The sequence below is a fragment of the Yoonia maricola genome (genome assembly GCF_002797915.1).
Classification (GTDB): Bacteria; Pseudomonadota; Alphaproteobacteria; order Rhodobacterales; family Rhodobacteraceae; genus Yoonia; species Yoonia maricola.
Genome location: NZ_PGTY01000001.1, coordinates 1,267,100 through 1,290,517 on the forward strand (window position 1 = coordinate 1,267,100; position 23,418 = coordinate 1,290,517).

A 23,418-nucleotide genomic window follows, 5' to 3' on the forward strand; every position below is an offset into this window, starting at 1 on the left:
TATTGTGTTCGTCGATGAGCACACCACTAGATAAACCTGCGTTCTTGAACGTCGACACCTCTGCAACTGGCCGCCGATGGGTCGGTCCGACCGGGGAAGAAGACCGTCTATCCGAGGCGATGACCCAAGAGACGGGCCTTCCTGCGGCCTTATGCCGTGTGTTGGTGCGCCGCGGTGTTGAAGCGCAGGATGTGTCTGCGTTTCTGGCCCCAACGCTGCGCGATTTACTGCCTGATCCGCGTGTTTTGAAGGACATGGACCATGCTACAGCGCGGTTCTTGGACGCTGTAGGTAAGCTTGAACGCATCGCCGTTTTCGCCGATTACGATGTTGATGGCGGCACCTCTGCCGCGCTGCTGATCACTTGGCTGCGGGAAATGGGGCGGGAGGCGACGCTTTATGTTCCGGACCGGATTGACGAAGGTTACGGGCCCAATGACGCGGCAATGGCGGGTTTGGCCAAGGACCACGATCTGATTATCTGCGTTGATTGCGGCACGCTTTCGCACGGGGCCATTGCTGCGGCTGTGGGGGCTGATGTCATCGTGCTGGATCACCACCTGGGTGGTGAAATCCTGCCCGATGCCGTCGCTGTCGTAAACCCGAACCGGCAGGATGAAACGGGCGATCTAGCACATCTTTGTGCCGCGGGTGTTGTGTTCCTCATGCTGGTGGATGTGAACCGACAGTTGCGCGAGGCGGGACAGAAAGGCCCTGACCTGATGGCGATGCTTGATCTGGTGGGGCTGGCGACCGTTGCAGATGTGGCCCCTTTGGTTGGTGTCAATCGGGCCTTTGTGCGCCAGGGGCTGACTGTGATGGCGCGCCGTCACCGGGTGGGGCTCACAGCGCTGGCGGATGTGGCGGGCCTTGATCAAGCCCCGACAAGCTATCATCTGGGCTTTCTGCTGGGGCCACGGGTGAACGCGGGCGGGCGGATCGGCAAGGCAGACCTTGGCGCACGGCTACTGTCCACCGATGATCCACGCGAAGCCGAGGCGATGGCCGCAAAGCTGGATGAACTGAACACTGACCGACGCGCGGTCGAAGCGCAGGTGCGCGATCTGGCATTGGAGCAAGCGACCGCGCGCGGTCTGGATGGACCGCTGGTCTGGGCCGCGGGCGAAGGCTGGCATCCCGGTGTTGTGGGCATCGTAGCGGCGCGTCTGAAGGAAGCAACGAACCGCCCCGCCATTGTGATCGGGCTGGAAGGCGTTGAGGGCAAAGGGTCGGGGCGGTCCGTTTCGGGCATCGACCTTGGCGCGGCGATCCAGCGGACAGCGCAGGAAGGGTTACTGATTAAAGGCGGTGGTCACAAAATGGCGGCGGGGCTGACCGTGGCGCGCGACAAGCTGGATGACGCGATGGCGCGGCTTGGGGAGTTGCTGGCCAAACAAGGAGCTGCCGATATCGGACCTGCTGACCTGAATATCAGCGGCATTCTGATGCCCGGTGCTGCAACCATCGACCTCATCAACCAAATCGAGAATGCAGGTCCCTTTGGTGCCGGCGCCCCTGCCCCGCGCTTTGCCTTTCCTGATTGCCAGATTCATTTCGCCAAACAGGTCGGTGCTAACCACCTCAAGATCAGCTTTGGAGATGGGCTGGGCGGGCGGATCGAGGCAATCAGTTTCGGCGCCATGGATGGCCCAATGGGACCTATGTTGATGAACCACAATGGGGCCCGATTTCATCTCGCCGGGCGGCTGGAAATCAATACATGGCAAGGGCGGCAATCAGTTCAGCTACGGCTAGAGGACGCCGCGCCAGCACACTGACAATCCGACGCAAAAAACGAAAAAACCCTCTTGCGCGCCGCAATCAGTTTCCCTAAAAGCAGCGCACCAACTGCGGTCCCTTCGTCTATCGGTTAGGACGCCAGGTTTTCAACCTGGAAAGAGGGGTTCGATTCCCCTAGGGACTGCCATTGGTTTTCCAGACATCCATAATCAGAATTGCGCATTGGCCATTTACTGTTGTGACCGGTCGGTTAGGCTTGTCCCAAATCATCACGATGGGAGAAGCCGATGTCCTTGAAGTATCTACACACGATGGTCCGCGTCAAAGATCTGGAGAAATCCATGGCCTTTTACGCCCTGCTTGGTCTCAAAGAGACGCGGCGTTTTGATCACGAAGGCGGTCGCTTCACGCTTGTTTTCATGGCCCCACCCGGACAAGAGGATTGCCCTGTCGAGCTGACTTATAACTGGGATGGCGATGATGCGTTGCCTGATGATAGCCGTCATTTTGGACATCTGGCCTACCGCGTGCCAAATATTTACGAGACCTGCCAGCATTTGATGGATAACGGTGTGACCATCAATCGTCCGCCGCGCGATGGACATATGGCCTTTGTGCGGTCGCCAGACAACGTCTCGATCGAATTGTTGCAGGAAGGCGATAACCTACCCCCTGCCGAACCTTGGGCCAGCATGGAAAACACCGGGCATTGGTAAGGGCTGCGTTCTTATCATGCCTGTGCCTTGCGGCGGCGCCCGCTGCGGCCTGCCGCTTGGCGTTGGTTCTGGCGCTTGACGTGTCATCTTCGGTTGATGCCCGCGAAGACAAGTTGCTGCGTGATGGGCTTGCGGCAGCCTTGCTTGCACCAGAGGTGGAAGCTGCATTTTTTGTCAGCGCGGATCCCGTCGCGCTCATGGCTTTCGAATGGAGCGGGCGCGGGCATCAGACCGATTTGCTGGACTGGGTGCTTATCAATACACCCGCTGATCTGGAGATAGCAGCTGACGGGCTGTCGCGCAGTCAGCGCGGCGCAAGTGGCCAGCCCACGGCAATGGGACACGCGCTTGGGTATGCGGCAACCAAACTGCAAGATGCGCCAGTCTGCCTGTCTCAGACGATCGATCTGGCCGGTGACGGGATCAACAATGAAAGCTTTGGCCCCGCCGGTGCCTATGCAACTTTTCCCTTTGAGGGTGTCGTGGTGAATGGGCTTGTCATTGCAAGGGATGACCGCGCCGTACAGGATTATTTTCAGACGCATGTGATCCGCGGTCCCACCGCATTTATTGAAGTGGCGCAAGGATTTACCGACTTTGAAAATGCCATGCGACGCAAGCTGCTGCGTGAGGTATTCACGCAGGTACTTGGCCGCAATACGTCCTTGCAAAGGGTGCCGGGATGATCCGGCTTTGCCTGTTTATGCTTTTTCTACCGGCGGTGGCGCAGGCTGCGTGCAGGCAGGCGTTATCATTGGGGCTGGATGTGTCCAGTTCGGTCGACCGCTCAGAATATACCCTGCAATTGGAAGGCGTGATCGCCGCCCTGAACGCGCCCGTCGTCGTTGACATCCTGTTCCTGCAACCCGATGCACCCGTCCGCATTCAAGTGTTTGAGTGGAGCGGGCCAGTCAATCAAACCGTTATTGTGCCCTGGACGACAATCAACGCACCGTCAGACCTCGCCGCGATCACCGCGCGCTTGCGCGCGCATCAGCGCGGGGTGCCGGCACCGACAACCGCGGTCGGCTCGGCTCTTTTGGCGGGGTTTTCTTACCTTGAGCAACAGTCGGACTGTTGGGTCCGCACGCTGGATTTATCTGGTGACGGCGAAACCAACACCGGCCCCTTGCCTGAGGACATTCCGGATGCGCAAACCCCGACCGGTGTGACGGTCAACGGGCTTGTTGTGGGCTCTGGTAACTTTTTCGGTGATCGTGTGAGCCGCGATGCCCTTGTTGATCTAGAAGTTTACTATCGCGAAAACGTCATTCGTGGACCTGTCGCCTTTGTCGAGGTGGCACAAAGCTATGATGATTATGCTGCGACCATGGAACGCAAGCTCTTGCGCGAGCTTTCTGCCTTGACCGTTGGACAAACTGAGGAAAGGCGTGGACTGGATAGATGATGTGCATTGGCTGTGTGTTTTTTTGAACGGGTCAGCAGAAAAGAGCTGAAAGCCGTTGTCGGAGTGGCTGTTTCGGTAGGTCCCGGTCGCGTTGCATATTGATCGTTGAAAATCTGAATGCCAGAAAACGAAATGGGCTGGCACTCCAGCGTACCAGCCCAATTAAACCGTTATCCTCGTTACTCACTCTGGTAGTATATGAAAATTTACGCGATATTTTCTACCAGACAACCCAACTAAACACAATTTTTCTTACTTTATCGTAAATCAGTAGATGTATCGGATTTGTTCCGTCCAATACCGCTCAACCCGGCGCAGGGCGACGGTGATGTCTTCCACACCTTCTTGATCCAGCACACCACGGTCCATTAACCCTTCAGAGTGTGTCCGAAACAATCGCGTTATCAGAACATGAACACCGCGCCCCTTTTCAGTCAGGCGGACCCGCACAGATCGGCGGTCAATTTCGCTGCGTTCATGGTGCATATAACCGGATTCAACCAGTTTCTTGAGGTTGTAGGACACGTTTGAACCTTGATAGTAGCCGCGCGATTTCAGCTCACCGGCCGTGACCTCATTATCGCCGACGTTGAAAAGCAAAAGCGCTTGCACGGCATTAATTTCAAGTAATCCCACGCGTTCAAATTCGTCCTTAATGACATCAAGCAACAATCGGTGCAGCCGTTCCACCAGATTGAGCGCATCAAGGTAGCTATCCATAAATGCCGCACTGCGTGCGGGCGACATATCACGACCATCTGGCTGGTCCAGATCCGGGTGAATACTCATGATTTACTGCTCCATTCTTTGTCTGCGACTTGGAGATAAAGCGAAACAAAGAAGAATCAGTTAAACGAAACATTTGCGATTAATTATCCCGGTCGCGTGACGCCTTCGGCCCCTCGGGCAATCTGTGTTACAAGGTCCAGATATACCGCTGGCGTTGAGAACTGCCCGCCAATCCAACCGTAGATATCATGATCATTCTCTGACAGTAGCTGATCATAAAGCAACAAGGCCTGATCCGAGAACTCATCAAGATGTGCATCCGCAAAGGCCTGCAGGATGACATCCATCTCTTTGATGCCGCGCCGCATGGATCGCATGCGCAGGCGTTTGATCATGATTTCACGGGTCTCTGTCATCTCAATCCTTCAAGGCTGCGCGCAACCGTTTTTCAAGGCGACCGAGTTTTTCGCCCGATTGCGCGATCTGCCCGCGCAGCGCGCGCATTTCAACCAGCAAATCCTTTACATCAGTGCTCATCATGTTGCCTTCATCCGGCGCTTCTGGCCCCTCACCTTCACCCGTCAAAAGCCAGCTCATCGAGACGCCGATGATACCGGATAGCATCTGCAAACGATTGGCGCGTGGTTCTTTGAGGTCATTTTCCCACGCCCGAATAAGGGACACTTTAACACCCAGCTTTTCTGCCAGTTTTTGTTGATCCAACCCCGCAGCATCACGCGCACCTGCCAAGCGATCACCAAAGGTTGCCGTCTCTGCACCGTACCAGTCTTCATTCTGTGCCATCTTGCCATCCTTCAATTGCTTGCCATTCAACCTGTGCGCGTTCTATGTCACAGGCACCGCGTATTTACCATTGGATGACCTGATGACCTTTCTTTCTGCGACACTCGACCGCGTCAAACCGTCCCCCACCATCGCTGTGACAACCAAAGCGGCAGAACTCAAGGCCGCAGGCCGCGATGTGATTGGCCTTGGCGCAGGCGAGCCTGATTTTGATACGCCCCAGAACATCAAAGACGCCGCCGTCGCCGCGATTGCGGCAGGCAAGACGAAATATACGGCCGTCGATGGCATTCCAGAACTGAAAGAGGCGATCTGCGCCAAGTTCAGCCGCGACAATGATCTACCCTATGAACCATCGCAAGTCACCGTGGGCACCGGTGGCAAGCAGGTGCTTTATAACGCTTTCATGGCGACATTGAACGCCGGTGATGAGGTGATCATTCCTGCACCCTATTGGGTCAGCTACCCAGATATGGTGCTGCTGGCGGGTGGCACGCCTGTGACAGTGGAGGCCTCGCTTGAGGCCAACTTCAAGATCACGGCAGCCCAGCTAGAGGCCGCGATTACCCCCCAAACCAAATGGTTCCTGTTCAACTCTCCGTCCAATCCAACCGGGGCGGGCTATAGCTGGTCAGAGTTGAAAGAGCTAACCGATGTGCTGCTGCGCCACCCTCATGTGTGGATCATGACGGATGATATGTACGAACATCTGGCCTATGGGAACTTCAAGTTCTGTACGCCCGCACAGGTCGAACCGCAGCTTTACGACCGGACATTAACGGTCAACGGTGTATCCAAGGCCTATGCAATGACAGGTTGGCGGATCGGCTATGCCGCCGGGCCAGAACGGCTGATCAAGGCAATGCGCAAGGTGCAGTCACAGTCAACCTCAAACCCCTGTTCGGTCAGCCAGCATGCGGCGGTCGAGGCGCTGAACGGCACGCAGGATTTCCTTGCACCCAACAACACCCTTTTCGAACGCCGCCGCGATTTGGTCGTGTCCATGCTGAACAAGGCGCCCGGCATCGTCTGCCCGCAGCCCGAAGGCGCGTTTTATGTCTACCCCTCGATTGCCGGCTGCATTGGTAAAACCTCAGCAGCGGGCACTGTCATCGACAATGACGAGGTCTTCGCGACCGCCCTTTTGGAAGAAACCGGGGTCGCCGTCGTCTTTGGTGCGGCCTTCGGCCTCAGCCCCAATTTCCGCGTCAGCTATGCCACCTCGGACGCCGCACTCAAAGAAGCCTGCGAGCGGATCATCATGTTCTGTGAAGGGCTGACATGACGGACCTGCCAGAGCTTTACTTTCGCATTCGCGACAATGGCGCGGCAGTTTTTCGGATCAACACCGAAAACCGCGAACGGCGGATCGAGATGGACCAGATCGCCGTGGTGAACACTAACCGGGGTGATTACAAAGCGCAGGGCGACAATACGCTAAGTGCTGCAGAAGAAGCCGCAATCAATGACTGGATGCAGACGCGGCTGGCAGTGTTGGCTGCGCGCGATGTAGATGACATTCACCGCGCCATTGATCACCTGAATCTAACAGCCCAATGGGCGCAGGCCAAGGCGAGTGATGCCCAGCTAGATCAGATCACCGATGATTTACTAATGGCGATGCACGATCTGCGCAGCGTGCTGGTGCGCAAAAAGGCAGATCGGGCGGCGCGGGGCTAGGTCAAAAAATGCAGGACAGCGCGTATCGCTGTCCGGCCCGTTTCACATCTTAGGTATACCTAGTGATTGCTGTGGTCCATCTCGCTATGGTCCATACCACCATGGCCCTCCATCGTGCGCTTTTCCACATTGAAAGTCACATCAAGGCGGCCTGCATTTTCGAAGATCAATGTTGCAGGCACTTCCTCGTCCACTTCAAACGGATCACCGCCAAGACCCATGAACATCACATGCAAGCCACCCGGCTGCAGCGTGATGCTTTCACCTGCGGGAACGACAATGCCGTCTTCCAATTGCATCATGCGGGCAACGTCACCATCCATCTCTGTGGTGTGGATTTCGACACGGGGGAAGTCAGCCTCAACCGCCACAAGGCGATCATCCGTGCCGCCCGCGTTGGTGATGGTCATAAAGCCACCCGCCGTCTGTGCGGTCTGGGCGGTTTCAAAAGCCATAGGATGATCGACGACAAGATCGCCAACTTTGTATTCATGCGCGCTTGCGGTACTTGCAAAGGCGCAAAGGGCAGCAATGGCTGCGTAAGACATCGGTTTCATATTCGGTCTCCGGTGTGGGCCACTTCGGGCCACAGGTGTTTGATCAATTCAGGTTGGAAAGGATCAAACCACCGGGGGTGCGCGAACCGGGCAAGACAGGTTGATGACTTGGGCAGTGGGGGCGACAGCCGCGATGATCTGTCCTTGCAAAAGGCTGGCATTAATCGCCGGCAGACCAGCAGTTCCACTGACTGGTACCACGGCCCCATCCATCAGACGGCAAGCGTCACAGGTGTCATAGCCACCAGCACCAAATCCGCCCTGACCACAAAGATCATCAAGTGCACCACCGGCTGCAACATAGGCCAGCAGGCTTTCGTCAGCCTCTGAGGCTGCAACGCGATGCCCAAAGCCTGATCCCGTCATCGCAACAGCGATGGCCAGAATGACAAAAAGACGCGCGAATGGAATGATCAGACGGTGCATAACAACTTTGATATAGACCGCGTGCCTGACCCGCGCCAGACCCGAAATGCGTGGCTGTCTGTCAGCTGCGCCCTAACAAGGCACCATGCGTGGCTCGGGCCTGTCAACGCGGCACAGATCGCAAATACGCACCGCCTCTGTAATACCCATCAAGGCCAGTTGCTGAAAGCTTGGCAAAGCAAAGGGGTCGGCGGTGCTGTAATCAACCTGATACCCAAGATCTTCGAACGACGCGATGGACATCCGGCTGAGCGGGCGATCCGCGCCGGACAAAAAGCCTGTCAGCAGCTCATCCCCGAAAATCAGCTCGCGCCAATGCCCCTCGCGTGTCCCTTCCCCACCGGTATTGGCAATCGGCACAAAGGGGCCGTCATCAGACATCAATGCCTCAAATTCACGCGCAGCGGCAGGGCCAGTAAAGCGTGGGTCGTTTGTACCACTGGCCGCGATCAACCCGTTCATCGTCCACAAAGTGCCGAAGCCCAGAACATGCGCCATCTCGTGTAGGATTACATCGGCAAAGCTACCCTCGGCCTCCAGCTTGGATATGTCTGCGTCATCAAACTGCATGATCCCAGTGACAGGCAATCCGGTGTCTTCGCGCAGTGCTGTTGGCCCTGCTTGGCCAAGAACACCAGCGGGTCCATCAATCGTTTCGATACTCGCTTCGATCAACAGTCCGGTTAATGTTTCGCCATCAACATCCAAAGGATCAAAGGCAGTGTTCAACACATTATCCCAGCGCCGGGCTGAGGTCTCAAACACCTCACGACGCGCGGCGGACATATCGCCGGTGAATTCAAGCGTTATCATGCTCTTTCTCCTTTGACTACAAGACTAGATGCAACGTGGCCCCAGTCACACCTATCCAATGCCGGTCGCCCGCATCGTGCAAGATATTGCCGGAAAGCTAGACTGCCTGCGGCAAGGGCCTGCCTTCATCCCAAGCAATAATGTTGTCCAGCGCCATCTGGCCCATGGCAACACGCACCTCTAACGCGGCAGTGCCCAGATGGGGCAAAAGAACGACGTTTTCCATGGCGCGAAAGGCGTCTGGTACGATGGGTTCCTTGGCAAACACATCAAGGCCCGCACCAGCAATCTGGCCAGACTGCAAGGCAGCGATCAGCGCATCCTCATCCACCACGTCACCACGCGCGATATTAACGAAAATACCTGTGGGCTTCATGGCGGCAAAAGCATCGGCGTTGATCAGATGCGTATTGGCAGCACCGCCGGGCACAGTGACAACAATAATATCGCAGGCGCCCATAAGCTCCGCCATGGTGTCGACCTGCTCTGCCGGGAAATCCACCTTCTTTTGCGAGCGGTTGAAATACTTCACCGGCATCTCAAACCCAAAGTGGCAACGGCGTGCAACCGCCTGCCCGATCCGGCCCATGCCGACGATACCGACGGTCTTGCCTGTCACATGGGTGCCCAGCATGGCGGTCGGTCCCCAACCGCCCCATCTGTCAGCACGCACGAGGCGCTCCCCCTCACCAGTGCGGCGGCAAGTGGACAGGATCAGGGTCAAACCAATATCGGCGGTCGCATCGGTGACGACATCCGGGGTGTTTGAAACAGCGATGCCCGCTTTGGCTGCCGCATCGACATCGATATGGTTATAGCCGACACCAAAATTGGCCAGTACGCCACAACGCGTTTCACCGGTAAAGGCCTCGGCCCCGAATTGATCACCCAAAGTGGGCAGGATCGCGTCATAATCGCGCAAGGCAGCCGCAGCTTCTGCCACGGTCAACCCCACGGCGGTGTCGCGCACGGTTACGTCATAACGCGCATGTGCCACGTCCAAATTAGCATCGGGCAGAACCCGCGTGATCAACAGCTTTTTCAATGCAAACGTCCTCCAACAGGCACTGGCTGGTCGGGTCCAACCAAAACAACCTCGCCATTTTCATCTGGCATGCCAAGGACCAGTACCTCGGACATGAACTTGCCGATCTGGCGGGGCGGAAAGTTGACCACAGCCATCACCTGACGCCCCACAAGAGTTTCCGGCCGATAGTACGCCGTAATCTGCGCCGAGGTTTTCTTTTCGCCAATGTCATCGCCAAAATCGATCCATAGCTTGATCGCTGGCTTGCGCGCCTCTGGATAGGGTTCAGCGCGCAACACCGTGCCGACCCGGACGTCCACCTTCAGAAAATCATCAAAGCTGATCTCACTCATTGGCCAACTCACGCGACCGATCTGCCGCAGCGGCGACCGCACGGCGCAACAGCGGTGGAAACCCGGTTTCAAAGTCCATCAAGACCTCAAGTGCGGCCTGCGTTGTGCCATTGGGCGAGGTCACATTGGCGCGCAATTGAGCAGGGTTCACATCCTCATGTTGCGCCAGTTCGCCTGCACCTGCGACTGTCGTTTTCGCCAGTTGCATGGCAAGATCAGCAGGCAGTCCCTCGGCCATGCCCGCCGCCGCAAGCGTTTCGATCAGGTGAAACACATAAGCCGGACCAGAGCCGGAAACAGCCGTGACCACATCCATCTGATCTTCACTGTCCAGACGGGCAACATCCCCCACAGAAAGCAACAGCGCTTCAGCCAGATTCATTTGATCAGCGCTGACAACATCATTTCCGATCATTGCCGTCACCCCACGGCCAATGGCGGCAGGGGTATTCGGCATGGCACGCACAATGGGGGTCTTTTCACCAAAAGCGTCCGCAAAAGTTGCAATCGGTGTACCCGCGGCAATTGAAATCACAAGTGTTTTGCCATCACCCAGTGCCTTCACGTCGGGCAAAGCATCTTGCATCATCTGAGGCTTGACCGCGACAATCAAAACAGCAGGGTTTTTGGGCAGCTTGCCACCAATCTGCACACCTTGCTCTTTCAGCCAGGCCGAGGGCTTGGGGTCAATCACCAAAACGGACAAGGGCGGCAAGCCTGTTCGCAGCCACCCTCCCAGCATGGCAGAGCCCATTTTGCCACATCCCAGCAAAACCAATCCACGTTCTGCAACATCGGTCATATTCATGAAAACTCACCTCTTGAAACTCAGGAAAGGGTATCGAAACGGCTGACCAGTTGGAAGATACGTTTTGCTGGATACAGGCCGAAACTGGTTAAAAGCCGCATCTGTATGCAGACAGATTAGCGGCAGCGGATACTGCCTGACGTTGAGTTAAGCAAAAGTCAATAAATTGACAAATTTTGAACATGATTGACGCCGGTCACCCGTCATAAACCGATCAGGAAATCTGTTATGATTCCCTGTTTATTCCAGTTTTTTCATCCCACTAGACATAAAGCATGACACCCACGCCCACGCAGAAGGGTTGCTTGCATGCATACCAGAGGAACTCAGATGAACCACTCTCTTCGTCTCAGCACCGGGCTTATCGCGGCCCTCTTTGCGGCACCAATCACGTCAGCCTACGCAGACGATACGCGCGTGATCCCCTTTTCACCAACGCAAGAGGAAAATGCCGCGGAACGCATCAACTTCTCTGGTATGTTGCGCATGCTGTCACAGCGCATCCCGGCAGCGGCATGTCACGTAGATCGCGGCATCGAAATAGCGACGGCAAATGCACTTCTGGAAGAGGCGACGACGACCTTCGAACAAATCCTCGCGGCACTTGAATTTGGTGATGCAGATTTGAACATCAACGCGGCAGAAACCCGGCGCAAATCGCTCGTGCGCATTCATGAGCTGCGCCAGAAGTGGGATCCTTTCAAAGCCGCTGCAGACGCCGTGAGTGCTGGAACCGCGACAGAAGCCGACATCAACTATCTACTGACCGAAAACATGGCGCTTCTGGCGGCGGCACAGCTATTGGTTGAAGAGCTTGTCAAACAATACGCAAACCCAAATGCAGCCACACAGGCCAGCTTGATGATGGTCGATATCTCCGACCGTCAGCGGACGCTGACGCAACAGATGTCTAAAGATACCTGCATCGTCGGCAGTGTGTACGAAACGCCTGATACTCTGACGACACTTGAAGACACAGCAACTCTCTTTGAAACGTCGTTGGAAGCCTTGCGCTTTGGCATGCCCGCCGTCGGCATCGGGTCACCGCCAACGCCAGAAATTGAGGACGGCCTCGAGACCGTTCTAAACGATTGGACCAACGTCAAACCACTGATCACGGAGGTCCTTGATGGCGGTACTCTCACCACCCAAGAACAGACGATCACGTTTACCTCACTCAATGCGACGATGGCCGATATGAATGCAGTTGTCGCGTTATACGCCGGCACGGCGCGGCCAAATTCCTAAAACGCGGGCATTGCTTTTGCAAAAAACCAATAGAAAGAAACGCAGGCCGCAATGTGGCCTGCGCCATCAGTCTCTTTGGGCAATCAGACATATGGGTCTTAGTGGCTAGGTCGGTTTCTGGATTGGTGATGCGATTTCAACGATACACCCGTCCAGATCACGCACATAGGATACGGACTGGCCCCAGGGCTTCAGACTTGGGGCGCTGACGGGACGACAACCGTTGGACAACGCACGATCATAGGCCGCTGCAACGTCATCGGTGACAAAGCAAATCTCCCATCCAGCCGCAGGTCCTTTGGGGTCATTTGGCAAAATCGCCAGCCCGTTCATTTCAGCCGCCTCATTGCCCGCAAAGGCAAGAACGGTTTCACCGGTCTCCATCTCTCCATATAGATTGCTTTCATGGATGAAGCGCTGTTGCAGACCAAAGGCGGCTTCATAAAAGGCAATCGTTTTAGGAACATCCGCGACGTATATGATTGTGTATCCAAGTTTCATGGCTGTTGTTTACACCAGAACCCACCAGCAATCTTGAACAAATCGGACTTATTGTGGAAACAACTGCGGTAGCGTCAGATCCGGCGGCACTCTGGACGGGGCAAAGCCGCCAAACCGGCCAAAAGCACGCGTCATATGCGCATGATCTGCATAGCCCCCCTCAAAGGCCGCGGCTGTGATCGGCAACCGCGCGCGGGTGATCAGACCCAGCGTGCGGTGAAACTGGATAAGTTGGGCGTATGTTTTGGTGCTAAGCCCCGTATTGGCGCGAAACAGGCGGTTCAGTTGACGGGTGGAACAGGACAGGAACCCGGCAAGCGTCGTCATCCGAATGCGTCCACCAGAGGCATGTAAAACGTCCAGCGCGCGGGTCAGGCGGGTATCGACAGACTGCGCGGTATGGTCCAGCACCAGAGGCGCAATTTCTTTGAGCGTCAGATGACGCCCATCCAGTTCGGCAAGCGGGGGGACCAGATCAATCGCCTCTTGCCCGCGCAAAACGGTGTCGGTTGCCTGGGCCATGGCACCTTTCCAAAGGGCAGCACCACTTTCAGGCCGCAAGCGCAGTCCAAACCACTGATCACCCGCATCATAAGACACAGTATAGGCACGCGTTGCGGGCCCGGTGATAATCGGCGTGACTGTTTTGGGGGTATCACGATGGTGCTGCACAATCACATCGCAACGCCCATCAGGCAGGACAATACTGCGGCCCGGCGCATCAGCGGCAAAGGACCAGACCGCCTCAACCCGGCGCGTGGCCAGTGGCGTGACAATGACCTCGTGATATCCGATAGGTATGGGGATCAGGGTCTGTCCGTGATCGGAACGGCGCGCAGGGGGGCGTTACGCCCGCCCGTAGGCGCCACCAATTGCAACCTGCACCGCCTCTTCAGCACTGCGATCAGCCCAAGTGACCAGTTGGATCGCTGGGTAATATTGCTCGCAGGCTGCCACAGCCGCCCCGATCATTGTATCAATCTGATTGGGTCCCGCGACCTGATCACCCGTCAGCATCAAACCATAGCGATACACCATCAACTGTTGCTCATCCCACCAAGTGAATGCGCCCGCCCAACAGCGGTCGTTGATCACGTTCAGCGTCTCGTAAAGTGCCGGCATCCGCTCAGCGGGTGGCTCCATGTCGAAGGTGCAGATCAGGCGCAATGTCTCATCATAGGCCGACCAGGCCAGCGTGATGGAATAAGTGCGCCACTGGCCCTCAACAGCCATTGCGATTTGGTCGTCGTGGATGCGGTCAAACTCCCACGCGTGGTGTTCTGCGATGTGTTCCACCAGATCAATGGGGTGAAGATCATCAGCCTCAAGGTAATGTTCGGACAATGCCATATGCTCGGCCTCACTGCGTTGGCGCATGGGTCATGGCAGTGCCCAAGCGCTAGGTGCCTGCTCTAGGGGCGGTGTTGTTCACCGTTCTCCCCTACTAGATATCGTGGCCCAACAGAGGCGCATCTGTAAAGCGATTTCTTGGGGATAAGTGACAGATCGGGAAAGTTTCATGTGGATTGTTGTAGCGCGACAGTAAGTTTTGCAGTGCGAAACAGTTAAAGTTGCAGCAGAGCGTTTTTCGGTTCTCACGCAAAAAACCGTTCAAATCTAAGAGACGTTACGGACGGTTAAAAGGCCTTTAAATGGACCTTAAAAGGCTGAAGGCCGCCCGATCCAATTACTCTCCGATGCGGACAATCTTGTCAGTAGCGATTGGTTTCCGACCACCTCGGTACCGCCAAGTTGGCTGGACCAGACCTTCATCAGCCATCTCTACTATCACATCACCGAGTTCAGATCGCTTTAGGAAGAGTTGTTGTTGCGCTTTGGCGGCGACCTTTCCAAAAGCCAGACCAGCTGGTGACTCAGAAAGCACTTCATGCAGAACGGATCGGGCTATCAAGAGGTGCTTCTTTCTAGTCTTTAGGTAGGGCCCTTCAATCTCCAACTCCCCCATCATGTCATCAAATAGATCTGGCCCAGCCTTTCTTGCTTTCTTGGCAAAACGAGTTCGGTCGTGCTCAGACAGTGCGCCAAACTCCGCGGTGCGCATGACATCCATCCCTTCAAAATGGTTCGTGGCATAGGCCAAATTAAAGTGAATCTCGTTCTTGTCCGGGTTATGAATGGGTGAGTACCCGGCGAACTTATAGCCCAGATCGCCCCTGAGCATTCTGAGATACTCGCTTTCGACGGTCTCAATCGACAACCCGGTGTCCAGTAGAAATTGAGCCCTCTTCGGGCCGACCAATTGGATGAGTGCCCGCTCTCTGTCTTTGTGTTCGCCAGAGACAAAACGTTCGATAAAGGACCGCATGACGTTGACAATGACTTCGCTGGAACGGCCTTTGAAGTGCTGCAAAGACGATGGTGGGAAACCCGTGTAGCCTGTGGGATCTACAAAGAGGAGCTGAAACTTGTGGTCCGCCGCACGGCTAATATCAGCAGCATTGTTGGCAAACTCGCCGTTGAAGGTTTCCACTTTGATCAACGGATAGAGACTTCTGGTGCGCTGAACAAAATCCTCCAGAAGAGCGAACGACTTTGCATTTCGTTCATTGAAGATGCAGCGAATGCGTCTGTTGTTGGGCTGATGCTTTCGTGCACGGGCGACTTTGGACAACGTGCTCATGGCGACACCTATTGAAGTATCTGTGAGATTGGCCGTGTCGTGGTTTTCCCAAGGACCAGAGAAGCCATCTATGAAATCGATGCTTTCCCACTGAGATAGTATCTTGTTTGCGAATGGCACCATGTACCGTTTCAGTATCTCGTGCTTGGCTAGGCTCTGCTCCCTGCCTTGGTACCGCTCGTCCAAAAAACTATCTCCATCGGATAAATGAAGAGATGTTATGCAGAGCGAACAACCTTCGGCAACCCATCATGCAACTCTCCGTTGAGTCTTCGACCAGCTGTCTTCTTTCCGACACGAAACATTGGCGTGCCGTCATCTACCACCGACTCAGCAGGTTTGGACTTAGTCAACAGATTGATCCCATCCCCAGGTGCCCAATCGCCCCACTGCTTAAAGTGAAATGCTGTTTCTGTTCGCATGCACTGTGCATGAAGATCGGTAAACCATTTGGGTGAAGCAGGTCGCGCCTTGGGCCCGCTCTCACCGCCGGTGATGACCCAATCGATGGTCGTTTCTAACCATGGCTCAATCTCAAGCGGCCCCAACAGAGGCTCCGCCGAAATGAAGCGCACCTTAGCGGGAACCGCTTCTATATATGGCAGCAACTCCTCAGCACGCTTCTGCAACTCGACCGTAGTGCCCAGCCAAACATTGTCAGGCCATTCAGTGTCCCACCGTGCCAGCCGACGGACATTTTGCGGGCGCTTTGTAAGCAAAAGCCAGTCTAGGTTTGGGGTTGCCTCAATAAGATCAAAAAGTCGATCCCGATGCGGTATCAACTCGTCGCGATCCTCAAAGACATCAGCCATCGACGCACAGAACACCCGCGGGCGTTCGTTTGATTTGGCTGCGTCACGGTTCCACTTGAGAGGCTGTCTCCAATGGGTGTCGCTTAGCAACCTGCGCTCAGGCCTCGGTCCCCAAACCTTCTGACCAACACGCTTTGCCCATGCTTCAGCGTAACAGTGTTTGCAGGCTTCCGAGACTTTGGTGCATCCCCACCAGGGGTTAAAGGTGTGCGTGGTCCATTCGATTTTTGAATTCGCGCCCATGATGCACCTCCGGTTGTGAAGTGTTCTCGCATAGTTCCGACACGTTTGAAAGTGTCTGGTTAGCCGACAGATCAAAGCCACACATACCAGTCGCTCCCATTGAAGATGCCGAAACGCGAAGGATATTTAGTCACCATTTAAAGAGTAGTTAAACGGTTTCCGGCAGTTCTTTGATTAGGGTGAATTTCGGGGCGGAAATCAGCTCAAATGTGACTTGTTGGTTCGGATCGGTGTCGTTCAGCACTCGGAAGCCGAACTGGATGAAGACCTCGGTCGGCTCTGGCACCGAGATGCAGGATCGCACGATGTCGTTCATCCGGCCGAAGGTCTGGCTTGCATCCGAAAAGAAGAAGGTGGCGGAGTTTTCGGCTAGACCGTAGAAGTTCGATGCGGGCTTGGGATGCTCAACGCCGCCCCCGTCCTGAAGGGACATCGACACTGAGCCGCGCAGTTGCTGGCCAACCGTTCCGGCGGTTGCGACACGCGCCTGAATGGTGGCCTCGACGTTATAGTCAAACACCTTGGCAGCACCAACAGAGGCGTCGGTACAAGCCGCCGCCGAGACACCGCAAGCAGAACAGATCAGCGCATCGACGCAGAGCTTAGAAGTCACCGTAGACGATAGCTTTGCTGCGACTGGCCTCCAATGGAATAGCAACGGCGCAGAAATTTTCATCCGGTACCGTCCCGTCATGGAAAACGGCGAAATGTACATCTGCGGAGCATATAGCAACCGTGGGGGATCAATCTTCTCGCGTCTAGGACGTCAGGCCGTCAACGGCTCCACTGTCAAAATGAATGGCGACACCATCATGCGAGGGGTTGGTTTCTTCAACGTCGTATCAAATGCAAACCGTGAAGCCGAACTTGTCGGAACAACGGCGTTCTGCCGCAACACTGGCCTGTCGCCAAGCAGAGAAGAGTTCGCGACGGTTCAGATTGATGTGCCAACAGGCCGATATCGTATTCAAAGGTAAGGCATGAAGTTGGGATGCCAGTAGATGGGCCTTGTTCAAAGCCTCAACTGACGCATGAAATGCAATAAAGTTGAATTGCTTTGGGCGGCTGTGCGTCGCATTAATTAACGCAAAGAGGAGCATCCCACATGAACACTGACCTTCTGAAACGTCTTTGCGAAATGCCCGGCGTGCCCGGCCACGAAGAACGGGTGCGTGATCTGATCACATCCGAAGTGAAAGGGCTATTCGACGCGATTGAGACCGATCCCATGGGCTCCCTCCTCTGTCGCCGCGATGCGAAGACGGAGGACGCACCCAAGATCATGCTCCTCTGCCATATGGATGAGATCGGCTTTCTGGTCAGCCATATCGACAAGAACGGCTTTCTCTACGTCCTGCCTGTGGGTGGCTTTGATCCGCGGAACCTCTTTTCCCGCCGCGTGCTGGTCTGCACCGATGACGGCGATTTCAAAGGGGTGATGAACCCCGGCGGCAAGCCCGTGCATATTTCCTCCCCCGAGGACCGCAAAAAAATCCCTGAGGTCGGTGAATTCTTCATCGACCTTGGCATGGGCAAGGCCGCGCATGATGTCGTCAAGGTTGGCGACTATGTGGTGATGGACGAACCCTTCCTTGAGATGGGGGATAAGTTGGTATCCAAAGCGCTGGACAACCGCATCGCCTGCTGGCTGGGGATCGAGGCGATCCGGGCTTTGGGCGACAAAGGGCGCGGCGCGGAAATCCACGTGGCCTTTACGACGCAGGAAGAGGTCGGCTTGCGCGGCGCACGCACATCATCCTTCGCCATACAGCCTGATATCGGGCTGGGGATCGACGTGACCCTGTCCTGCGACACGCCGGGGATACCGGGCAAAGATGTGACGACGACGCAAGGCGAAGGCTTTGGGCTGCATGTACGCGATGCGTCCTTCATCGCAGACAAAGGGCTGGTGCAGGATATCGAAGCGCTCGCCATCAAACACAAGATCCCCTACCAGCGCACGATGCTAGCCTCAGGCGGACAAGACGGGGCAGCCGCACAACAAGCCGCCGCAGGCGCGCGGGCGGTGGGGATCACGGTGGGGACACGGTATATCCATACCGTGACCGAGATGATCGCAAAGGATGACCTGCAAGCGGCGCTGGATATTTTAGTGGCGTATTTGGGGGAGTTTTAGGGGTAGGATTGGTGATTTCAGCCATCGCGGCGTTTGCGATATTAGAGTTGGGTGAGATCACCAATCCTAAGCTTACTGTTAACTCCCCTCTCCTAAACAGCCTGCAATGTCGAACTCGATTGGCAGGCGACGGAAGAAACCAGGCGCGATGGCGGTGATGCCGAAGTCCACGCTAGTTAGATTCTCACTGCGCGATACTGTCCCGTCGCACTTTTCGAACGTTCTTGAGAAGGTAACGCTGTTATCAGGATCAATACTATACACTGTTATCATATTTTGATTGTTGTTCAGATTATCGAAGCCACGCATATCGAGGTTGAATGCATGTATTTTCCGAACTTCCCTGATGTCGGAAGTTACTGTAATCTTTCGATTACCAACGCTCGGTGATAAGTGCGGATTGTTACAGGTATTCATCGGTCGTGCTATTACCGTCAAAAGGCATTGATCAATCTCCATTTCGACCATGGTGTTTTCAACGCGTACAGGCTCATCGTGCGCCTCCACAATATCAGCCAGCGAAATCACGTTTTCATCATTGCCTTGAGCCAGAATGAAAGGGCTGGTCGCGATGCAGCCCGTTACTAATATCCAATAAAACGGCTTCATATTGATCTATCCTCGACGCTCGTACCAATGCTTCGTGTATCAAAAGCATTCACTAGAGGATTGTCGGGCGCCGCTAAACAGCAGCCTGCATTGTCCCAATGCAAATTTAGTGTCGACTCGCTCTCAGGCGCACCCATCACAAACTCACCCAAAGGCAGTTCGATCATCTCAGGACAAACATCGCAGTCCTTGAACTGATCAAATGGGGCCGCGGTCGCCAATGATGCCGCGCAAAACAAAAACGGCACCGCAAGCACGGCACCGTTTATGATATTGTTCAGGTTTAAATGATCGCCTCGCGCCAAGGGAGGGCTTAAGCCTCGCCCTTAAACTTCGCGATCATCTCATCCAGATCAATCCCAAGGCCATCCAGCATCGACAGATCAAAACCCTTTTCTTCGATCATCGCCTTCACGCCCTCAACATCGAGGTTTTCCAGCATAGAGGGGTCGATCCCCAGTTCTTCCATCTTTGCACCAAGGTCAAAGTCACCACCAGCGCCGCCCATCAGGCCCGCCGCTTTGCCCATCATATCACCTAGTCCCATTGTCGTTCTCCTTGTTGTGGGGCGGGGGTTTCCCCGCCTATTTGTTATCCGTGTCGGGGCAGGCCCCGACCTACTTCTTACCTTCCAACGCTGCGATCCTTGCCGCAAGCGCTTCGTTTTCTTCACGGGCTTTCTGCGCCATGGCGCGCACGGCATCAAACTCTTCGCGGGTCACGAAATCGCGGTCGGCCAGCCAGCGGTCCATCATGGATTTCATCGCGGTGTTCGCCTCGTCCCGCGCCCCTTGTGCCACGCCCATCGCGTTGGTCATCAGTTGGCTCAGGTCATCGAAAATCTTGTTGTTGCCTTGCATGGGTCTCTCCGAAATAGCTTATAACATATATGGGCTTTGCCGTCACATCACACAACCCGACACATCCGGTTGACTTTGCCGCACCCGCAGACAAGGAATGCACCCATGTTTGCAGCCATCCCCTTCCCCGATATCTCACCCGAGATTTTCTCGTTCACCGTCTTTGGACGCGAGATCGCGCTGCGTTGGTATGCGATGGCCTATATCGTGGGGATCGCGATTGGCTGGCAGTTGATCAAACTGGCGCTGAACCGGCCGCATCTGTGGGGCAATGGGCCGCCGATGAAGGTGGCGCAGTTGGAAGACCTGCTGACCTATATCGTCGTCGGCGTCATCGGTGGCGGGCGTCTGGGCTATGTCTTCTTTTACAAACCCGCCGACTTCCTGGCCGCCCCGTTTGATATCTTCAAAATCTGGGAAGGCGGGCTGTCATTTCACGGTGGTTTCCTCGGTGTCGTCGTCGCGGTCTATCTGTTCAGCCGTCGCCACAAAGTTCCACTGCCCGATCTGGCCGATATCATCGCCGTCGCAGCAACCCCTGCGGTGCTGTTGGTGCGCGTCGCGAATTTCATCAATGCAGAGCTTTGGGGGCGTCAAACCGATGTACCTTGGGGGGTCATCTTCCCCGGTCAAGCCGCACAAGCCTGCGCGACCGCCCTCGAACCCTGCGTGCGCCACCCCTCGCAACTCTATGAAGCAGGCCTTGAAGGGTTACTTCTCGGTACAATTCTTATACTTCTCGCCTTCCGCTTTAGCGCACTCAAGAAACCGTGGCTTCTGTCCGGCGTCTTCTTCATGGGCTACGGCATCGCCCGCTTCCTTGTTGAGTTCGTCCGCCAGCCTGACGCGCAATTCGTCAGCCCCGGCAACCCGCTGGGCCTGGCATTCCACATTGATGGCTTTGGCCTGACCATGGGGCAAACTTTGACCCTGCCGATGATCCTTGTTGGCCTTACAGTCGTCGTCATGGCCGCGCGCCGATGACCGCATTGGGTGATCTTCTGGCCGCACGGATCGCCCGAACCGGCCCGATCAGCCTTGCCGATTACATGACCGATTGTCTGATGCATCCAGAGCATGGGTATTACGCAACACGCGACCCCTTTGGCGCGGCGGGTGATTTCACGACGGCACCCGAAATCAGCCAAATGTTCGGCGAACTTATCGGCCTGTCACTCGCGCAAGCATGGATGGATCAAGGTCAGCCCAAACACATTACGCTAGCCGAGCTTGGGCCGGGCCGCGGCACATTGATGGCCGATGCCTTGCGCGCCACCAAAGCGGTGCCAGGATTTCATGCAGCACTTACCGTCCACCTTGTCGAAGCCTCGCCGATCTTGCGCGCTGAACAGGCCAAGCGGATCGCGGATGCGCAGTGGCATGACAGTATCGCAACCTTGCCCGACGCCCCGCTTTATCTGATCGCCAATGAATTCTTCGACGCCTTGCCGATCCGACAGTTCCTGCGTGACGGTGACGACTGGCGCGAAAAGATGATTGGTACGACCGATGGTCGGCTGAGCTTCGGCCTCTCCGCTGCGGCACCAATCGCACTGTTGGAGGGCCGGTTGGCCGATACAAAAGACGGCGATTTGGTTGAACATTGCGCAGGGTTGCCCGCCATCACATCAACCATCGGCGCGAAGATCGAAAGCCATGGCGGCTGTGCTGTGATCATCGACTATGGTGACTGGCAATCGCAAGGCGACACATTGCAAGCGCTGAAATCACAAGACCGTATAAATCCGCTGGCAACGCCAGGTGAAGCAGACCTGACCGCACATGTCGATTTTGCCGCCATCGCTGCAAACGCCGGCCCAGCGAAATTCAGCAGACTAACGCCGCAGGGCGTTTTCCTTGAACGGCTTGGCATCACCCAACGTGCACAAACGCTTGCCCAGAGCCTGTCCGGCGATGGGCTGACGTCCCATATCGCAGCACATCGGCGCTTGACCCATCCGGCGGAAATGGGCGACCTTTTCAAAGTGATCAGTATCTATCCGTCCACCGCCAATCCGCCACCGGGGCTAGAGCCATGACGCTCGACATTATCACCGACCCGCTTCTTGAAGGCATGCGACACGGGTTCTTCACCCGGTTGGGTGGTGCATCCTCTGGCGTGTTTTCGGGGCTCAATTGCGGCTACGGCAGTTCCGACCAGAAAGACATCGTTGCGATCAACCGGTCACGTGTTGCAAGCATTCTGGATGTTGCCACAGATCATCTGGTGGGCGTGCATCAGGTTCATTCCGCAGATGCGATCACCGTGACCACACCCACCACGTCAACACCAAAGGCCGATGCGCTGGTCACCGCCCAGGAAGGGATTGCCCTGTCGATCCTGACAGCGGATTGCCAACCGGTACTTTTCGCCGACACCAAGGCGCGAGTGATCGGGGCTGCGCACGCGGGATGGAAAGGCGCATTGCACGGTGTGCTGGAAGCCACGGTCGCCAAGATGGAGGGGCTGGGCGCATCCCGCGACAACATCGCGGCGGTGATCGGACCATCGATCAGCCAACCCAACTATGAAGTCGGACCAGAGTTCCGTGATAGCTTTGTTGCCGCAGACGCCAGCTTTGATCGGTTCTTTCTGCAAGGGCATGATGACAGATTCCACTTTGATCTGCCGGGTTTTGGCCTCTACCAGCTACAGCAAAGTGGCATCAAATCAGCATCATGGACGCATCACTGTACCTATGCCGATCCAAAACGATTCTTCAGCTATCGTCGGTCCGTGCACGAAAAGCAGGCTGACTACGGACGGCTGATTGCGGCAATCAGGCTCTAATCGCGCGCTGTTTAACTAAATGAGGCAAGTCCTGCCTCGGTTTGTTAACCTATGCAGGCCCCAATCACCCCACAACGATATCATTTATGTTTTATATCAGTGCCTTATTCCATTTCCTGAGGGTTAACGGTCTTGTCTCAGTGTTTTTTTGAAATCGCCAAAATCTCGCCAGTTTGATCCAGCAATCTGATTTCAATCGCGGCCAACAACGGTTGCAGTCAAAAAAAGAGGTATCACAATGAAAAGCCGCTGGCAGAAATCGCTTGAAGCCGCCGTCGCAGAATATGACACCCCGATGCCATGGGCACGCGGTGACATTCGCAAAGCCATGATCGCACGCCGTGAAATGCAGGCGAATGATGACGCAAAGCCAAGCGCTGCGATCATACGCAGCGCCTGATCGATATTCGATGCTGTCCTGCGCCATTGCAGGGTCGCATGATCAAAGCAGGTGTTTCCACACATCAAGGCTGAACCTGTCTGTGTTGGGTCAGTATCTGGGCACATCGATCCGC

General features: G+C 55.7%; 31 protein-coding genes and 1 tRNA gene. 14 read left to right on the forward strand and 18 right to left on the reverse strand.

Features of this window, described 5'->3' with window-relative positions; all coding sequences use genetic code 11:
- Positions 1–14 precede the first annotated feature (14 nt).
- From recJ to BC777_RS06510, 5 genes are all read left to right on the forward strand, one after another.
- The gene (gene recJ, locus BC777_RS06490) at positions 15–1,778 is read left to right on the forward strand and encodes a single-stranded-DNA-specific exonuclease RecJ (protein ID WP_100367287.1); all 1,764 of its coding nucleotides are present in this window, start codon (positions 15–17) and stop codon (positions 1,776–1,778) included.
- A 74-nt stretch (positions 1,779–1,852) separates the two neighbouring features.
- Positions 1,853–1,927, forward strand: a tRNA-Glu gene (locus tag BC777_RS06495).
- Positions 1,928–2,027: 100 nt separating this feature from the next.
- Positions 2,028–2,456, forward strand: coding sequence for a VOC family protein (locus BC777_RS06500; RefSeq protein ID WP_100367288.1), 429 nt, complete (start codon positions 2,028–2,030; stop codon positions 2,454–2,456).
- A gap of 56 nt (positions 2,457–2,512) precedes the next feature.
- Positions 2,513–3,142 carry a DUF1194 domain-containing protein gene (locus tag BC777_RS06505; RefSeq protein ID WP_100368031.1) on the forward strand — a complete coding sequence of 210 codons (630 nt, stop codon included), beginning with the start codon at positions 2,513–2,515 and terminating at the stop codon, positions 3,140–3,142.
- Positions 3,139–3,864: a DUF1194 domain-containing protein gene (locus BC777_RS06510; RefSeq protein ID WP_100367289.1), complete on the forward strand. Its 726-nt coding sequence runs from the start codon at positions 3,139–3,141 to the stop codon at positions 3,862–3,864. The genes BC777_RS06505 and BC777_RS06510 overlap by 4 nt, the downstream gene beginning before the upstream one ends.
- A 267-nt stretch (positions 3,865–4,131) precedes the next feature.
- On the opposite strand, the gene BC777_RS06515 is transcribed toward BC777_RS06510, so the two are convergent.
- From BC777_RS06515 to BC777_RS06525, 3 genes are all read right to left on the reverse strand, one after another.
- The gene (locus BC777_RS06515) at positions 4,132–4,653 is read right to left on the reverse strand and encodes a MarR family winged helix-turn-helix transcriptional regulator (RefSeq protein WP_100367290.1); all 522 of its coding nucleotides are present in this window, start codon (positions 4,651–4,653) and stop codon (positions 4,132–4,134) included.
- Between the two features lie 83 nt (positions 4,654–4,736).
- Positions 4,737–5,009: a succinate dehydrogenase assembly factor 2 gene (locus BC777_RS06520; protein WP_100367291.1), complete on the reverse strand. Its 273-nt coding sequence runs from the start codon at positions 5,007–5,009 to the stop codon at positions 4,737–4,739.
- A 1-nt stretch (position 5,010) separates the two neighbouring features.
- The gene (locus BC777_RS06525) at positions 5,011–5,397 is read right to left on the reverse strand and encodes a helix-turn-helix domain-containing protein (protein ID WP_100367292.1); all 387 of its coding nucleotides are present in this window, start codon (positions 5,395–5,397) and stop codon (positions 5,011–5,013) included.
- A gap of 82 nt (positions 5,398–5,479) precedes the next feature.
- On the opposite strand from BC777_RS06525, the gene BC777_RS06530 reads away from it, so the two are divergent.
- Both BC777_RS06530 and BC777_RS06535 read left to right on the forward strand, forming a co-directional pair.
- Positions 5,480–6,682 carry a pyridoxal phosphate-dependent aminotransferase gene (locus BC777_RS06530; RefSeq protein WP_100367293.1) on the forward strand — a complete coding sequence of 401 codons (1,203 nt, stop codon included), beginning with the start codon at positions 5,480–5,482 and terminating at the stop codon, positions 6,680–6,682.
- Complete coding sequence (locus BC777_RS06535; RefSeq protein ID WP_100367294.1) at positions 6,679–7,077, forward strand: hypothetical protein; 399 nt, start codon at positions 6,679–6,681, stop codon at positions 7,075–7,077. Before BC777_RS06530 ends, BC777_RS06535 begins: the two co-directional genes overlap by 4 nt.
- Before the next feature lie 59 nt (positions 7,078–7,136).
- Here the strand turns inward: BC777_RS06535 and BC777_RS06540 are convergent, their stop codons facing one another.
- From BC777_RS06540 to proC, 6 genes are all read right to left on the reverse strand, one after another.
- Entirely contained in the window at positions 7,137–7,634 is a 498-nt protein-coding gene (locus BC777_RS06540; protein ID WP_100367295.1) for a copper chaperone PCu(A)C, read from the reverse strand.
- Positions 7,635–7,697: 63 nt separating this feature from the next.
- Positions 7,698–8,060, reverse strand: coding sequence for a hypothetical protein (locus BC777_RS06545; protein WP_100367296.1), 363 nt, complete (start codon positions 8,058–8,060; stop codon positions 7,698–7,700).
- Positions 8,061–8,132: 72 nt separating this feature from the next.
- Complete coding sequence (locus BC777_RS06550; RefSeq protein ID WP_100367297.1) at positions 8,133–8,873, reverse strand: leishmanolysin-related zinc metalloendopeptidase; 741 nt, start codon at positions 8,871–8,873, stop codon at positions 8,133–8,135.
- A gap of 97 nt (positions 8,874–8,970) precedes the next feature.
- Positions 8,971–9,918 (reverse strand): 2-hydroxyacid dehydrogenase, encoded by a 948-nt coding sequence (locus BC777_RS06555; RefSeq protein WP_100367298.1) that lies wholly within the window; start codon positions 9,916–9,918, stop codon positions 8,971–8,973.
- Positions 9,915–10,253: a tRNA-binding protein gene (locus BC777_RS06560; protein ID WP_100367299.1), complete on the reverse strand. Its 339-nt coding sequence runs from the start codon at positions 10,251–10,253 to the stop codon at positions 9,915–9,917. The genes BC777_RS06555 and BC777_RS06560 overlap by 4 nt, the downstream gene beginning before the upstream one ends.
- The gene (proC, locus tag BC777_RS06565) at positions 10,246–11,061 is read right to left on the reverse strand and encodes a pyrroline-5-carboxylate reductase (protein ID WP_100367300.1); all 816 of its coding nucleotides are present in this window, start codon (positions 11,059–11,061) and stop codon (positions 10,246–10,248) included. The genes BC777_RS06560 and proC overlap by 8 nt, the downstream gene beginning before the upstream one ends.
- Before the next feature lie 330 nt (positions 11,062–11,391).
- On the opposite strand from proC, the gene BC777_RS06570 reads away from it, so the two are divergent.
- Positions 11,392–12,309, forward strand: coding sequence for a type IV pili methyl-accepting chemotaxis transducer N-terminal domain-containing protein (locus BC777_RS06570; protein ID WP_168769089.1), 918 nt, complete (start codon positions 11,392–11,394; stop codon positions 12,307–12,309).
- A gap of 105 nt (positions 12,310–12,414) precedes the next feature.
- Here the strand turns inward: BC777_RS06570 and BC777_RS06575 are convergent, their stop codons facing one another.
- The 6 genes from BC777_RS06575 to BC777_RS06600 form a co-directional block, all read right to left on the reverse strand.
- Positions 12,415–12,810 (reverse strand): VOC family protein, encoded by a 396-nt coding sequence (locus BC777_RS06575; RefSeq protein WP_100367302.1) that lies wholly within the window; start codon positions 12,808–12,810, stop codon positions 12,415–12,417.
- Between the two features lie 48 nt (positions 12,811–12,858).
- Positions 12,859–13,620 (reverse strand): helix-turn-helix domain-containing protein, encoded by a 762-nt coding sequence (locus tag BC777_RS06580; RefSeq protein ID WP_311135472.1) that lies wholly within the window; start codon positions 13,618–13,620, stop codon positions 12,859–12,861.
- A 36-nt stretch (positions 13,621–13,656) separates the two neighbouring features.
- Positions 13,657–14,160 (reverse strand): type III secretion system chaperone family protein, encoded by a 504-nt coding sequence (locus tag BC777_RS06585; protein WP_100368032.1) that lies wholly within the window; start codon positions 14,158–14,160, stop codon positions 13,657–13,659.
- 337 nt (positions 14,161–14,497) lie between these two features.
- Complete coding sequence (gene tcmP, locus BC777_RS06590) at positions 14,498–15,637, reverse strand: three-Cys-motif partner protein TcmP (RefSeq protein WP_100367304.1); 1,140 nt, start codon at positions 15,635–15,637, stop codon at positions 14,498–14,500.
- 32 nt (positions 15,638–15,669) lie between these two features.
- Positions 15,670–16,506, reverse strand: a complete 837-nt coding sequence (locus tag BC777_RS06595; protein WP_100367305.1) for a DUF5131 family protein — start codon at positions 16,504–16,506, stop codon at positions 15,670–15,672.
- Positions 16,507–16,654: 148 nt separating this feature from the next.
- Positions 16,655–17,026 carry a hypothetical protein gene (locus BC777_RS06600; RefSeq protein WP_100367306.1) on the reverse strand — a complete coding sequence of 124 codons (372 nt, stop codon included), beginning with the start codon at positions 17,024–17,026 and terminating at the stop codon, positions 16,655–16,657.
- Position 17,027: 1 nt separating this feature from the next.
- Here BC777_RS06600 and BC777_RS19340 point away from each other — a divergent pair, with 1 nt between their 5' ends.
- Both BC777_RS19340 and BC777_RS06610 read left to right on the forward strand, forming a co-directional pair.
- Entirely contained in the window at positions 17,028–17,483 is a 456-nt protein-coding gene (locus tag BC777_RS19340) for a hypothetical protein (RefSeq protein ID WP_100367307.1), read from the forward strand.
- A gap of 128 nt (positions 17,484–17,611) precedes the next feature.
- Positions 17,612–18,643, forward strand: coding sequence for a M42 family metallopeptidase (locus tag BC777_RS06610; protein ID WP_100367308.1), 1,032 nt, complete (start codon positions 17,612–17,614; stop codon positions 18,641–18,643).
- A gap of 78 nt (positions 18,644–18,721) precedes the next feature.
- Here BC777_RS06610 and BC777_RS06615 read toward each other — a convergent pair whose 3' ends face one another.
- The 3 genes from BC777_RS06615 to BC777_RS06630 form a co-directional block, all read right to left on the reverse strand.
- Positions 18,722–19,252: a hypothetical protein gene (locus BC777_RS06615; protein ID WP_100367309.1), complete on the reverse strand. Its 531-nt coding sequence runs from the start codon at positions 19,250–19,252 to the stop codon at positions 18,722–18,724.
- Positions 19,253–19,565: 313 nt separating this feature from the next.
- Entirely contained in the window at positions 19,566–19,799 is a 234-nt protein-coding gene (locus tag BC777_RS06625; RefSeq protein ID WP_100367311.1) for a hypothetical protein, read from the reverse strand.
- A 70-nt stretch (positions 19,800–19,869) separates the two neighbouring features.
- Positions 19,870–20,112, reverse strand: coding sequence for an accessory factor UbiK family protein (locus BC777_RS06630; RefSeq protein WP_100367312.1), 243 nt, complete (start codon positions 20,110–20,112; stop codon positions 19,870–19,872).
- Between the two features lie 105 nt (positions 20,113–20,217).
- Here BC777_RS06630 and lgt point away from each other — a divergent pair, with 105 nt between their 5' ends.
- From lgt to BC777_RS19345, 4 genes are all read left to right on the forward strand, one after another.
- Positions 20,218–21,096 carry a prolipoprotein diacylglyceryl transferase gene (lgt, locus tag BC777_RS06635; protein WP_100367313.1) on the forward strand — a complete coding sequence of 293 codons (879 nt, stop codon included), beginning with the start codon at positions 20,218–20,220 and terminating at the stop codon, positions 21,094–21,096.
- Complete coding sequence (locus BC777_RS06640; protein ID WP_100367314.1) at positions 21,093–22,151, forward strand: class I SAM-dependent methyltransferase; 1,059 nt, start codon at positions 21,093–21,095, stop codon at positions 22,149–22,151. The genes lgt and BC777_RS06640 overlap by 4 nt, the downstream gene beginning before the upstream one ends.
- Positions 22,148–22,903 carry a peptidoglycan editing factor PgeF gene (gene pgeF, locus BC777_RS06645; protein ID WP_100367315.1) on the forward strand — a complete coding sequence of 252 codons (756 nt, stop codon included), beginning with the start codon at positions 22,148–22,150 and terminating at the stop codon, positions 22,901–22,903. The genes BC777_RS06640 and pgeF overlap by 4 nt, the downstream gene beginning before the upstream one ends.
- A gap of 238 nt (positions 22,904–23,141) precedes the next feature.
- Complete coding sequence (locus BC777_RS19345; protein WP_168769091.1) at positions 23,142–23,303, forward strand: hypothetical protein; 162 nt, start codon at positions 23,142–23,144, stop codon at positions 23,301–23,303.
- The last annotated feature ends 115 nt before the right edge of the window (positions 23,304–23,418 follow it).

Excerpts from the sequence above, each read along its gene's own strand:
- recJ (WP_100367287.1), top strand. The coding sequence starts at position 15 with ATGAGCACACCACTAGATAAACCTGCGTTCTTGAACGTCGACACCTCT.
- BC777_RS06500 (WP_100367288.1), top strand. The coding sequence starts at position 2,028 with ATGTCCTTGAAGTATCTACACACGATGGTCCGCGTCAAAGATCTGGAG.
- BC777_RS06510 (WP_100367289.1), top strand. The coding sequence starts at position 3,139 with ATGATCCGGCTTTGCCTGTTTATGCTTTTTCTACCGGCGGTGGCGCAG.
- BC777_RS06515 (WP_100367290.1), bottom strand. The coding sequence starts at position 4,653 with ATGAGTATTCACCCGGATCTGGACCAGCCAGATGGTCGTGATATGTCG.
- BC777_RS06520 (WP_100367291.1), bottom strand. The coding sequence starts at position 5,009 with ATGACAGAGACCCGTGAAATCATGATCAAACGCCTGCGCATGCGATCC.
- BC777_RS06525 (WP_100367292.1), bottom strand. The coding sequence starts at position 5,397 with ATGGCACAGAATGAAGACTGGTACGGTGCAGAGACGGCAACCTTTGGT.
- BC777_RS06530 (WP_100367293.1), top strand. The coding sequence starts at position 5,480 with ATGACCTTTCTTTCTGCGACACTCGACCGCGTCAAACCGTCCCCCACC.
- BC777_RS06535 (WP_100367294.1), top strand. The coding sequence starts at position 6,679 with ATGACGGACCTGCCAGAGCTTTACTTTCGCATTCGCGACAATGGCGCG.
- BC777_RS06540 (WP_100367295.1), bottom strand. The coding sequence starts at position 7,634 with ATGAAACCGATGTCTTACGCAGCCATTGCTGCCCTTTGCGCCTTTGCA.
- BC777_RS06545 (WP_100367296.1), bottom strand. The coding sequence starts at position 8,060 with ATGCACCGTCTGATCATTCCATTCGCGCGTCTTTTTGTCATTCTGGCC.
- BC777_RS06550 (WP_100367297.1), bottom strand. The coding sequence starts at position 8,873 with ATGATAACGCTTGAATTCACCGGCGATATGTCCGCCGCGCGTCGTGAG.
- BC777_RS06560 (WP_100367299.1), bottom strand. The coding sequence starts at position 10,253 with ATGAGTGAGATCAGCTTTGATGATTTTCTGAAGGTGGACGTCCGGGTC.
- proC (WP_100367300.1), bottom strand. The coding sequence starts at position 11,061 with ATGAATATGACCGATGTTGCAGAACGTGGATTGGTTTTGCTGGGATGT.
- BC777_RS06570 (WP_168769089.1), top strand. The coding sequence starts at position 11,392 with ATGAACCACTCTCTTCGTCTCAGCACCGGGCTTATCGCGGCCCTCTTT.
- BC777_RS06575 (WP_100367302.1), bottom strand. The coding sequence starts at position 12,810 with ATGAAACTTGGATACACAATCATATACGTCGCGGATGTTCCTAAAACG.
- BC777_RS06585 (WP_100368032.1), bottom strand. The coding sequence starts at position 14,160 with ATGGCATTGTCCGAACATTACCTTGAGGCTGATGATCTTCACCCCATT.
- BC777_RS06595 (WP_100367305.1), bottom strand. The coding sequence starts at position 16,506 with ATGGGCGCGAATTCAAAAATCGAATGGACCACGCACACCTTTAACCCC.
- BC777_RS06610 (WP_100367308.1), top strand. The coding sequence starts at position 17,612 with ATGAACACTGACCTTCTGAAACGTCTTTGCGAAATGCCCGGCGTGCCC.
- BC777_RS06615 (WP_100367309.1), bottom strand. The coding sequence starts at position 19,252 with ATGAAGCCGTTTTATTGGATATTAGTAACGGGCTGCATCGCGACCAGC.
- BC777_RS06625 (WP_100367311.1), bottom strand. The coding sequence starts at position 19,799 with ATGGGACTAGGTGATATGATGGGCAAAGCGGCGGGCCTGATGGGCGGC.
- BC777_RS06630 (WP_100367312.1), bottom strand. The coding sequence starts at position 20,112 with ATGCAAGGCAACAACAAGATTTTCGATGACCTGAGCCAACTGATGACC.
- lgt (WP_100367313.1), top strand. The coding sequence starts at position 20,218 with ATGTTTGCAGCCATCCCCTTCCCCGATATCTCACCCGAGATTTTCTCG.
- BC777_RS06640 (WP_100367314.1), top strand. The coding sequence starts at position 21,093 with ATGACCGCATTGGGTGATCTTCTGGCCGCACGGATCGCCCGAACCGGC.
- pgeF (WP_100367315.1), top strand. The coding sequence starts at position 22,148 with ATGACGCTCGACATTATCACCGACCCGCTTCTTGAAGGCATGCGACAC.
- BC777_RS19345 (WP_168769091.1), top strand. The coding sequence starts at position 23,142 with ATGAAAAGCCGCTGGCAGAAATCGCTTGAAGCCGCCGTCGCAGAATAT.